The sequence below is a fragment of the Ignavibacteriales bacterium genome (genome assembly GCA_026390595.1).
Classification (GTDB): domain Bacteria; phylum Bacteroidota; class Ignavibacteria; order UBA10030; family UBA10030; genus UBA9647.
Window position 1 is genome coordinate 1 of record JAPLFQ010000029.1, and the last position, 10,598, is coordinate 10,598.

Annotated in this window: 10 protein-coding genes; all 10 read right to left on the reverse strand. The window is 54.4% G+C overall.

Annotated features, from left to right (window positions below):
- Positions 1-293 precede the first annotated feature (293 nt).
- Positions 294-1,511, reverse strand: a complete 1,218-nt coding sequence (locus tag NTU47_15895) for an ABC transporter permease (protein MCX6135287.1) — start codon at positions 1,509-1,511, stop codon at positions 294-296.
- A 10-nt stretch (positions 1,512-1,521) separates the two neighbouring features.
- Positions 1,522-3,081 (reverse strand): efflux RND transporter periplasmic adaptor subunit, encoded by a 1,560-nt coding sequence (locus NTU47_15900; protein MCX6135288.1) that lies wholly within the window; start codon positions 3,079-3,081, stop codon positions 1,522-1,524.
- Between the two features lie 76 nt (positions 3,082-3,157).
- Complete coding sequence (locus NTU47_15905; protein MCX6135289.1) at positions 3,158-3,544, reverse strand: hypothetical protein; 387 nt, start codon at positions 3,542-3,544, stop codon at positions 3,158-3,160.
- Between the two features lie 11 nt (positions 3,545-3,555).
- Positions 3,556-3,996: a zf-HC2 domain-containing protein gene (locus NTU47_15910; protein MCX6135290.1), complete on the reverse strand. Its 441-nt coding sequence runs from the start codon at positions 3,994-3,996 to the stop codon at positions 3,556-3,558.
- 11 nt (positions 3,997-4,007) lie between these two features.
- Positions 4,008-4,589, reverse strand: coding sequence for a sigma-70 family RNA polymerase sigma factor (locus NTU47_15915; protein MCX6135291.1), 582 nt, complete (start codon positions 4,587-4,589; stop codon positions 4,008-4,010).
- Between the two features lie 158 nt (positions 4,590-4,747).
- Positions 4,748-5,851, reverse strand: coding sequence for a tRNA 2-thiouridine(34) synthase MnmA (gene mnmA, locus NTU47_15920; protein ID MCX6135292.1), 1,104 nt, complete (start codon positions 5,849-5,851; stop codon positions 4,748-4,750).
- Between the two features lie 122 nt (positions 5,852-5,973).
- Complete coding sequence (locus NTU47_15925) at positions 5,974-6,543, reverse strand: TlpA disulfide reductase family protein (GenBank protein ID MCX6135293.1); 570 nt, start codon at positions 6,541-6,543, stop codon at positions 5,974-5,976.
- Positions 6,540-7,112, reverse strand: coding sequence for a thioredoxin family protein (locus NTU47_15930; protein MCX6135294.1), 573 nt, complete (start codon positions 7,110-7,112; stop codon positions 6,540-6,542). Before NTU47_15930 ends, NTU47_15925 begins: the two co-directional genes overlap by 4 nt.
- Positions 7,113-7,237: 125 nt before the next feature.
- Positions 7,238-9,628 (reverse strand): prolyl oligopeptidase family serine peptidase, encoded by a 2,391-nt coding sequence (locus NTU47_15935; protein MCX6135295.1) that lies wholly within the window; start codon positions 9,626-9,628, stop codon positions 7,238-7,240.
- Between the two features lie 130 nt (positions 9,629-9,758).
- A partial coding sequence (locus NTU47_15940; protein MCX6135296.1) for a hypothetical protein occupies positions 9,759-10,598 on the reverse strand: 840 nt, incomplete at its 5' end.

Sequence of the window (10,598 nt, forward strand, 5' to 3'; positions counted from 1 at the left end):
TCGAGAAGATGCTTGATCCTGTCCGTGGTCATAGGTTCCTTGCCTGGTCGGTTGGAGTGGAAAATCCAAGTTGCGGGATTATGGTGTCGCAGGAATATAGAAAACTCGGCATCGCCAAGCAAGATTCGATCCCCCGCGAAAAGCTCGTGCAATGGCAGGGATGAAGAAATGCCCAACCCAAGGCAGGAAATGAAAAAGGCAGCAACCCGAAGATCGCTGCCTCTATGGACGTCGTTCAGACGGCGAAACCATCGCGCCCCCGGTCGTCGAAGCCGGGCTGAACAAACCGGCTGCTATTCGTACCTGAGAGCGTCGATGACATTGGAATTAGCAGCTTTCCAGGCCGGATAGATGCCGAAGAACACTCCCACAAACGATGCGAAGAAGAAGCTCACCGCAATCGAATTGAGTGAGATAATCGGCGTCATATTGCCATACGTCGTGATCAGGTACGCGGCGAGGATCCCTAACCCGATGCCGAGCAATCCGCCACATACGCTCATCACTACTGATTCGATAAGAAACTGCCACATGATATCATTCCGGCGGGCACCGATGGCCTTCCGGACTCCGATCTCTTTTGTTCGCTCCGTCACCGACACAATCATGATATTCATGATGCCGATCCCACCCACGAGCAGAGAGACGGCAGCAATCCCGGCGAGAAGGAACGTGAACGTTTGTTGAGTTTCCTGGAAGGTTGCAATGATGTCGGCCTGGTTCCGGATTGTAAAATCGTTGTCCTGGTCTTCCCGGAGCTTGTGTTCCCGCCGCAGGATACGCTCGATGTCGTAGAACGCCTCGTCCATTTTCTGATCAGAGACAACCCGGGCCGTAATCTGCGAAAGATAATCGATACCAAACAACCGACGCTGGGCTGTCGAGAGAGGCACGATGATCTGATCGTCCGGATTCTGGAAACCGCTCTGACCTTTCGTTTCCAGGATGCCCACAACCTCGTAATTGTCGCCCGAGATCCGGATGAGCTTCCCGATCGGATCGGCATTCGGAAACAGGTTGTCGACGAGGGACTGTCCAATAACACAGACTTTTGCGACGCCGAGTTCCTCGGCGTGTGTGAAGTACCGTCCCTGGACAGCCTTGAAACTTCGCACCTCTTCATACTCAGGCACGGTGCCGACGATGCGCGTATTCCAGTTTCGGTTCTGATACTTGACCTGGGCCTGACGACTTACTTCCGGCACGATCGCTTCCGCGCCCGGCACATTGCTCACCAGTGCAGTTGCGTCGGCGTTCTTGAGACGCACGCTGGTACCGAACTGAATCACTGTAACACCGCCGCCGCGCTGCGCACCAGGAGAGATAAACAGAAGATTCGTACCCATTGACTGAATGCGTTCAATCACAGCCTTCTGCGCCCCCTCCCCGATCGCGATCATGGTGATCACTGCCGCAACGCCGATAATGATACCCAGCATTGTCAGAAGTGCGCGCAACTTGTTCGCGAGGAGAGCTCCAAGCGCCGTCAGGAAGCTTTCTTTGAAATTCATAGTGGTGTCCTCATCGTCCCGGAGTACGTCCGCCGCCGCCCGTCATACCGCCAATACCGCCCATGCTTCTCATCCGGTCGTTCATCTGCTCGGCGGCAATTTTAGCGCGCGAGATCGTCGTTACCTGGATCTCCTCGCCCTCCTTCACTCCTTCGATGACTTCCGCATAATCGAAGTTGCTGGCGCCCACCTTCACGAGTCTCGGCGTCAGCTCTGTTCCCTCTTTGATAACAATCACTCTCTCCTTCACTTCGTTCACATCCGCGACCTGCGATTGTCGACGCTGCCGGTTTCCATCGCCGCCCCCCATCATCCCACCGGCCATTCCACCACCACCCGTCATGCCGCCACCGCCAAATCCGCCTCCGCCTGATCCGCCCTGGCCGCCGCCGCGCTGGGATTGGGAGAACATCTTTTGCCGTTCCTCGGGGGACATCTTCTGAAACTTCTCGCGCATTTGCTGACGCAGTTTGTCCCGCTCTTCCGGTGCCGCCGTTTGCATCTTCTCACGAATCTGCTCAATCGTCAGTTCCTTCTCGACTTTGGGCTCGACTTTCGCGACGGACTTGCCTGCCTCATCAGCTGGCTTCTTCGTACTGTCGACCTTTATCGATGCCACGAGCGCTTTCCCCTGATCGCTTTTCGGGTCCTTCAGTGCTTCGTTGGGAACAAGAAGAACGTTCCGGCGACGGAATATTTCGATATCCACGGACGAACTCATACCGGCTTTAAGCTTGCCACCGATGTTTTTCACCACCACAACAACGTTGAATGTCGTAACATTTTGCTGCGTCTTTCCAAGTGGTGCAATCCTCACGACCTCGCCGGTGAATGCGTCTTCTGGGAAAGCATCGGCGACCACCTTCGCACTCTGCCCGATAACCACCTTGCCGATGTCAACTTCATCGACGTTTGTATTGACATATACCTCTTCCATATTGGCGACCGTCGCGAGGACCGTGCCCCCACCAACGTTCGAGACAGCCGAGGAAATAATCTGGCCGAGGTCGACGCTTCGTGAGAGAATCACTCCTGTAATCGGTGCGAGCACACGGGTATCGCGCAATTTGTCCTCGTTCGTGGAAAGAGCTGCTTTCCCCCGCACGACCGACGTCTGCGCCCTGACCAGGTCCACTTTTGACTGATCTACTTCCTGGTCGGAAATCAGTTTCTTCGCGTACAGTTCCTGCGAGCGACGGGAATTGTTTTCCGCCTGCGCCAAAGCCTGTGTGGCCGACGCCAAATCCGCCTTTGATTGCTCATAGTCGTTCTTCGTCTGCGTGGTATCGACGATCACGAGCAAATCGCCTTTCTGGACAAACGAACCTTCTTCGAAATTCAACTGAAGGATCTGTCCCCCCGCCTTCGATCGGATTTCGACTTTGTTGATCGGCTGCACAACGCCATTGGAGGATACGGTCAGGTTTAAATCGCCGCGCGTGACCTTCACGAGCCGTTGTACTTGTCCCAACTGTGCCTGCTCAGCCTTCTTGCCTGTTCCAAAAAAGTAGTATGCCAACGCTGCAAGTGCAAATACAGCGATACCTCCGTAGATATAGATCCTTTTCATCTAGTACGACTCCTTATCGTATTTGTTCTTTTGGCGGGTGCTGCGTCACTATGAAGCAGGACAAGATACGCGAACGTTAACGCGCGGTGGTATCGCGGTGCCGGGCCTCACGCTGATCCATCTCCCGGATGTACTCGTCAAAGAGCTTATTCTGGTCTATCGTGAGGAGAGCCCTGATCGACATTCTCAATGTATCGCGCTTTACGTGGAACGACTGCCAGTACTGCGATTGCACCTGGCTGAAATTGTCCTTGAATGATTCGAGAATCGAGTCCACCTTCGTGCTCTGAACCGTTGTGAGCTTCAAACGGTCGGTGAATTGTTTCTGCATTTCAACACGATTGGGTGGCCGACGGCCACCCGGAGGAGAGCCGAAATACGTTCTCCCGATGAATCCACCGGCGACGCCGCCCAGCAGAAAGCTCAGGACGATAAAGACAAATGTTTTGGTCTTAAGTTCCATGGTCCATTGCCTCATTTCGAAAGGACTGCCATCATCACATCGTCTTTTGAGATCGCCTGCTGGCTCCCCAGCACCACGTGCGCGGCCGAATCCGTCTGTTCGCCGCTCAGGTACCTGTCGACACCGATTGCCTGTTGCGGCTTCAGCATGCTCCCGAAGACGACGACAGCAAAAACCAGCACAAATAACGCGACAACAACATTGCGGGCGAATTGTTCAGTTCCCAGCCATACAATCGATTCCTGCTGGTCACGACGGACAGAGCGCTGCACTGAATACACGAAGTTGTCGGGAAGATTCACTGTTGCGGCTTCGCGAATTCTCGCGCGTATCGATGCGAGCTCCTGAAGACGATGCTGACAACCCGGGCAGCCGGAAACGTGCTGTCGAACTTGTTCTGACTCAACCTGGCTCAGCTCGTTATCGACAAACGCCGAAAGCATTCGGTGCATTTCTGTATGGTTCATCTTCGCTCCTGAAAATAACCTTTCAGCAATTCCCGCAACTCTTCCCGTGCGCGGAAGATCCGTGACTTCACTGCCTGCGGCGAAATGCGCAGGGTCTTGGCGATCTCACCGTACGTGAGATCCTGGTATTCCCGCAAGAGGATGACCGTTCTGTGGATAGCAGACAGACGATCAAGCGCTCCGCGAATGATCTCTTTCTTTTCCTTCAGCAGGAGCTCATCAGAGCCCGTGAGAATATCCTTTGTCCGTTTCTCTCCCTCGAATTTCTTCTCGGTGAGAAAATCGAGCGGTATCAGTTTTCGGATCTTCTTCTTTCGAATCTCGTCGATGCACAGATTGACGGCAATCCGGTAGATCCAGGAGTACAGCGAGGAGTCGAACTCAAAACGATAGAGCGAACGGAAGACACGCACAAACACTTCCTGGCTCAGATCATCGACCTCGTCCCTGTTCCCCAGAGTGAGATAGATGATGTTCGCGACCTGCCGCTGATAACGGCGCACGATCTCCTCAAAGGCCTTTTCGTCTCCTTTGCGGAATGCTTCGGCAAGCTCGAAATCGTCGCGCTGTTGTTCCACACTGAACTGAGTGATAGACGGCTTATGTATTCGAAAGTTTCTCTGAATTCGGCTATGTGGTGTCATTTGCCGGGTTCGGCTACCGGACAACTTGCGAAGCCCGTCGTACACCCCCGGTCATCAACGGCTGCAGCTCTGTTTGGCTTGGGATTGTTCCATTATAGGACGCTATCGATGATTCCGCCTCCCAAGAGGTCTTCATCATCGTAAAGAACGACGGATTGCCCGGGAGTGACGGCCCTTTTTGGGTTCTCGAATTCGACACGGATCGATCCGTCGCGTTCACTGAAAACTGACGCAGGCGAAGGATCATCTTTGTAGCGCACCTTCACCTGCACCGTCATCCCTTCGGTCAGAGTATCTCTCCCCACCAAATTCACCTGACGTGCTGTCAGCCCCTTGTGCATCAAATCAGCGTTTACTCCGATCCGAATCGTGTTTGATTCTTTCTCAATCCCGGTCACATAGACAGGCTTCCCGAACGCGCCGATCCCCCGTCGCTGACCAATGGTATAGAACGGATAACCGTTATGCTTCCCCACGACCTTGCCGTCCATGACAATCTCGCCACCGGAAACTTTCGAGTCAAGATCTGGAATCCGTTCCTTCAGAAAGCGTTCATAGTTGTTGTCGGCGACGAAGCAGATTTCAAAACTCTCCTCCTTCGAGGCGTTTCGCAGGCCAAATCGCTTGGCAAGATCACGGACCTCCTGTTTCTTCATGTGCCCGAGAGGAAACATCGTCCGGCTCAGTGCTTCCTGAGAAAGCCCCCAGAGCGCATATGACTGGTCCTTCGCTTCGTTGACCGCCTTCGAGATCACATATCGCTGACGCGAAGTATCGAATCGGATGCGGGCGTAGTGACCCGTTGCAAGATACCGGGCACCCAACGCGTCGGTTTTGCGAAGCAGCTCCCCCCACTTAATTTCGCGGTTGCAGATGACGCATGGATTCGGCGTCCGACCCTGGAGGTACTCGTCCACAAAGTTCTCGATAACGTGGTGACCAAAAGCCTCGCGGAAATCTACAACATAATGTGGAATCCCGATGTGTGCAGCCACAAGCCGCGCGTCATTCATGGCACCGAGTCCGCAGCAACTTGTCTCATTTGCCACATTGCCCCCCACTTCACCGAAGTCATAGGTCTTCATGGTGATTCCGATGACGTCGTATCCTTGCTCCTTCAGAAGCGCCGCGGCCACGGAAGAATCGACTCCGCCGCTCATTGCAACCACTACTGTCTTATTCTCTCCTGATGCCATAGTATATCGAAAGTACAAAAAAAATCGCCTATAATAAAGGCGGTCAGTGGGTCGCTCCCTGCAGCAGCGGGCGAAGACCCTCAGTGACTACGACTCTCGCAATCACCTCACTCCATGGCCAGCTACGAGGGACCCTTCGGTCTCATCCTCGCCGAGTCGATCATGCTCTTAAATATCTCGAATGAACCGGCACCGACACGAAAGATCCGCCGCTTGCCCGTGGTGTCGACGATGAGCGTAGCGGGCAGCGCACCGCTCCACTTCGGATCTACACTATTGATGAAGTCTTCCTGGCGCTTGAACTTTGCAACGTACGTGCGGAACGGAACATTCTGTTTACGAAGGAATGGAAGGATCTTCGATTCCACTTCATCAGGGTAATCCGCACTGATCCCTACGACTTCCACGCCGGAATCCTTGCAGGCCCGAGCGAGTTTCACCAGATCAGGAAACTCTTCCACGCAGGGAGCGCACCAGGTTGCCCAGATGTTCACAAAGAGGATTTTGCCGTTTCTCTGCCCGATGAGCTTCGTCAGCCCTGCCTGGTCAATGGGATCAACCAGACCGACTTCCTCCGCCGCCTTCTGCGGTACAGCACCCGACGGCTTATTCCCCGGGTCTTTCGGGCGGCAATCCATCCACACGATGACCACAAGAATCAGGCAAACGGTGAACAGCAACTTCTGTTTCATTGGACCCGCTTAATCGAGCATCCAAACGCTTTTGTCTCGCGCACCGGGATGGGCTTGCCGCCAAGAACCAGGTCGAGAGCCGCGCGGAGATCTTTCGAAACCACCTTGTTCTCGCGCTGTGAATCGTCGATTCTTCCATGGTAGAGGATTTCAAGATTTGGATTGAGGAGATATATTTCCGGAGTTACCGACGCTCCAAGCTTATCGGCAACCACGTTGTTCCAATCCTTCAGGATTGTGAACGTGAAGCTGTGCTCTTTCGCGTGGCTTTTGACTTCTTCCACTCCCTCTTGTTTGTTTGCGTTGATGCCGACGAACTTCACTCCTTTGGCGGAGTAGTCCTTCTGCAGCGCTGCCATTCGTTCGTTGTAGGCATTCGAGACCGGACATTGAGTGGCAATGAACATGAGAACGATCGCTTTTGAGTCCTTGAACTCCGAGAGCGAATGTTTCACACCGTTGTAATCCTCGAGCGTGAAATCAGTGATCTTCTTGAGCTCTTCACCAGCACGAAGAACCGGAGCGAGGAGCAAACCAAGGACGAATAATAAAGCCGGGAATCTTTTCATGCGCAATTCCTTTCGTTTATGAGATTCTGATGCAGATGGAGCATGTGATTGGCCTCCATAATGAAACGGGAAACCAGCCTGGCCGGTTCCCCGTTTTCAATACGACAGAGACAAATCCGTCAGCGCTACTTCTTGTTCTTCACGTATTTGTCCCCCCATTCAAACATCTCTGCCAGAACGTGCAAAACCGATTCCCGGCCTGAATATCCGTGAGCCTCGAAGGGCAAGAGCACAAGTCTGGAGGTACCGCCGTGTCCCCTGATCGCCTGGAACATCCGCTCTGACTGGATCGGGAACGTGCCGGTGTTATTGTCCGCTTCGCCATGGATCAGGAGCAGGGGTTTCTTGATCTTGTTCGCGTACGTGAATGGAGAGACCTTCATGTAGAGATCCGTCGCCTCCCAGAACGACCGCCGCTCGCTCTGAAAACCAAACGGCGTCAGTGTCCTGTTGTAGGCTCCGCTCCTCGCTATACCAGCAGCGAAGAAATCGGAGTGAGCAAGGAGGTTTGCCGTCATGAATGCTCCATAGCTGTGACCGGAGACGAGCACACGACTCCTGTCAGCCACACCGAGGGAATCGAGCTTGTCTATGGCCGCCTTCGCCGAAGCGACAATCTGCTCAACAAACGTATTGTTCATCGTTTCGGGATCGCCGATCACCGGCATCGTTGCGTCCATCAACACCGCGTATCCCTGCGTCACAAAGAAGAGAGGCGATGGCCCCCTGAAGAATGTGAACGCATTCGGTGACCCGCGCACCTGTCCTGCAGTGCCGGCATCGGAGTACTCAAGTGGATAGGCCCAGATGAGCACGGGCAGCTTCGTGCCTGTTTTATATCCAGGCGGAAGGTACAGCGTTCCGGACAGAGCCACACCATCCGGCCGGCTGTATTTGACAAGTTCCTTGCTCATGCCTGTGAGCTGCGGCGCTGGATCTTTGAATTCCGTCAGAGCTTTCCTGCTCCTGGCCTTCATGTCCCGGATGAAATAGTTTGGCACTTCAGTCTTGGATTCGTATCGCGTGACGACACTCAACCGGGACGCCTTGACGAAAGCGACGAACCGCTCGAGACCTTTTTCATCCGACCAGGACAGTCTCTCCTTCTTTCCGGTCGCGAGGCTGTATTTGTCCAGGAATGGTCTGTCCCCTTGAGCGGAGGCGCCGTTACCGGAAAGATAGATCCAATCTCCGTCCTGCGCGATCACCCTCTGGCCGTCAGCACGCGACTCCATGACGGGCCGCCCGGGATCATTGTAGGCATCGTTCATGCTCAAATCGAAGAGCACCTTGCGCGCGTCGCCGGGTTTGCTCAGATCCACGAGGGACGATGTCCGCCATCGCCGGTCGCGGTCAGTTTCAGAATATATTACTTTGTCTCGATTCGCTGTCCATTCCATCCCGGAGTATCGGTGCTGGACCTTCAAGACTTCTGCAGGAGATCCCTTGAAGGGTGATTCGAATCTCATGAGGACATCCCTGAACGGAACCTTCTTCGTTGGATCTCCGCCGTCAAGAGCTTCAGCCCATACGAGCGTAGCACTATGGAGTGCCTGCCATTCGACGCTGCGCGGGCCTGTGGGTACTCCCTGTGGGGGAACTTCATCGGATATTCCGAGATCTGAAATCGTTGCCACGAGATTTCCGCTGGGATCCCACACCTCTGTTTTTCGGGCAAAGAGGTTATACGGGACGCGGTATGAATAAGGGGCTTTCAGCTGTGTCACTAGAATAAATCGTTCATCAGGAGAATAGGAGACCGAGGAAATAATACCGGGCGCGCCGACTGGTTTCAATTCACCCGTCACCGTGTTTACAAGAGCGAGCTGTGACATCGCGAAGAACCCGAAAAGCCTCTCGTCCTGCGGATCCTTCAGGAGATCCTGATATGTCGGCACCCTTGATACTTTGCCGTATGATTCCTCGACGACCGGACCAAGAGGTACTTTTGGTTCTTCGGGAGCCATCCTCGACCCCATCGGAACGAGTTTCACGAGAAGGCTCGAATTGTCTTGTGCCCAGTCGAATGGCGAGCCAAGCACATCATTCACACGCACGCCGGGAATTGCTGCAGCCTTCCCCGTCACTGCATCGGCGGTCCATAGCTCGACGCCATTTCCGACATCCCGCGTAAAGGCAATCTTTCTTCCGTCGTTCGACCATTGCGGAATCCCGACCTTCGCTGACGGGGGAAGCTCGACGCGGACAGTCTTTCCGCCGTCAAACCACTTCACGGAGATACCGGTATACTGCGTCAGACGCTGCCTGGAATTCAGCTGCGGATCGAGCCGGACGCCGGCCAACCGGAGGAAAGGACGAGCGAGGAGCGCAATAGGCGGATGAGCTTCGTATTCGACCAGAAGCAAAGCGTCTCCCTTCGGGTTCACGGTCACCAAAGGCGTCGGGGAAGCATCAAGGATATCCACGACTTCTTTCGGAGGAAGCTTATACTTTGTCTGCGAATGGAGGGCGAGCGCTGTCAGGAGGAGCAAGGCAAGAATTGCAATGCGTTTCATTCGGTCTCTCCTTGAATGGGTGGTAGGGAAGGGCTTCAGCATCTCAATTGCCGGAGACAATGTGCAAGAGCACGTTGCCGTACAACTTGTTGATGAATCTAAAGAATTCAAGTCGGTTAGTCAAATCATCCTACAATCTCACGTCGATCTGGATGGTGAGGCGATCGTCAGGCTGCGGGGATGCTGTCCAGCCCAAAAATGCGCAGTTTCTCAATGCGTCCCGTCTCGTTTGGGAATACTTGACGGACATCCCCACCCGTCCGATCAATTCACACCGGCCGATGCAGTACCATCTGAATCCTTTCCCATACAGCGCGGGGGTCTGAGATGCCCCGGGGACTTCCTCTTCATACTCATACACCCGCGAATCAAACGAGGGCGTGTCGAACGCTACAATCCTCACAGCCACAGAAGTGCGCGGCAGAGGGACAAACGAAACATCCTGGAATGTGAGCAAACCGGTCTCTCGTCCGGCTCTGAGCGAATGCCGCACCGAGACGGCCTCGATACGGCTCCTCCAGCTCAGTGATTCCGGGGAGCCGAGCGTGAGGGTCACCCTGAAATTCTGTTGGACCCTGCGCTCGTCGCTTACAAGAGGGAGCCCCCATGCATTGATCGCTGAGAGATCCGATGACTTGTCCTTGCGGCGGAAGTGCACCTCGACACTCGTCCTCCTGGATAGGTTTGCCTGCACCCTCAGAAACACTTCGCTGCCGTTTGAGGGGAAGCTTGTTGAGGCTGTTCGCCATGGAAACGTAAACTGGTCCCAGTACGAATCCAGACTGAGCCAGGAAGCGGGCCGAAGGGAGATCCCGCAATACAAACCGGATTCATTCACGTTGTTTTGTCTGTTCTCGCTGAAGCCTGCGCCATGAAATGAATTGAAATCGCGCGGGTACATACGTCCCAGGAGTGCAAGGCTGGCTTCCGGACAGGGACTTAGCACCATCCCGAAAACGCCAACCCGCGC